The 802-nt window shown below is 67.8% G+C and carries 1 protein-coding gene; it reads left to right on the top strand.

The window, feature by feature from the left end:
* Positions 1–41 precede the first annotated feature (41 nt).
* Positions 42–761 (top strand): GntR family transcriptional regulator, encoded by a 720-nt coding sequence (locus tag QRO93_RS21490; RefSeq protein WP_180880573.1) that lies wholly within the window; start codon positions 42–44, stop codon positions 759–761.
* Positions 762–802 lie beyond the last annotated feature (41 nt).

Below are 802 nucleotides of genomic sequence, written 5' to 3'. Positions count from 1 at the left end.
GCCGGCCAGCGGCCGGCACTACCTGGCGGTACACTTCCACCATGGCCATTGCCCCTGCTCCACGGTCCCCGAAGAAGCGCGCCCCTCTGTATGAAGAGGTGGCCGAGCATGTGCGCGAGCGTATCTACGATTACCGGCTGCCGCCGGGTGAGTGGATCGACGAGCCCGCGCTGTGCGAGGAACTGGGCATCAGCCGCACCCCGCTGCGCGAAGCGCTGAAGCTGCTGGCCGCCGAGGGCCTGGTGCAGATCGATGCCGGGCGTGGCGCGCGGGTCACCCGGCTCACGCTGGAAGACCTCAACCAGCTGTTCCCGGTGATGGCGATGCTGGAAGGTCGCTGCGCGCATGAAGCTGTCAGGCATATCGACGATGCCGGCGTGCAGCAGCTGGAAGCGTTGCACGCGGCGATGGAAGCGGCGGCGACCGAGGGCAACATCGCCGAGTACTACCGGAACAACTACCTGATCCACGAAACCGTGCAGCACTACGCCGGCAACCCGTGGCTGATCCGCATCACCCATGACCTGCACCGCATCCTGAAGATGCATCGCGGCCGCCAGCTGCTGACCCCGGGCCGTACCGCGCAGTCGCTGGCCGAACACCGCGAACTGATGGAGTGCTTCCGCCGCCGCGACGCGCAGGCCGCTGAACGCACCATGGAGCGCCATCTGCTGAGCCAGGGCCAGGCATTGGCTGCCTATGTGGCAGCGGGCGGGCTGCTGAACGTGCCGGCGCCGTTGCCGACCGCAGGCGGCGGCTGAGCGGGCTGTCGTCGCCTTTGTAGAGTCGAGCCATGCTCGAC

The sequence above is a fragment of the Stenotrophomonas maltophilia group sp. Smal17 genome (assembly GCF_030237045.1).
In the GTDB taxonomy this organism is placed as follows: domain Bacteria; phylum Pseudomonadota; class Gammaproteobacteria; order Xanthomonadales; family Xanthomonadaceae; genus Stenotrophomonas; species Stenotrophomonas forensis.
Note: the sequence above shows the minus strand (reverse complement) of the source record. Positions and strands in the feature narration are given on the sequence as shown.

Coding starts and splice junctions, on each gene's coding strand:
- QRO93_RS21490 (WP_180880573.1), top strand. CDS start 42: ATGGCCATTGCCCCTGCTCCACGGTCCCCGAAGAAGCGCGCCCCTCTG.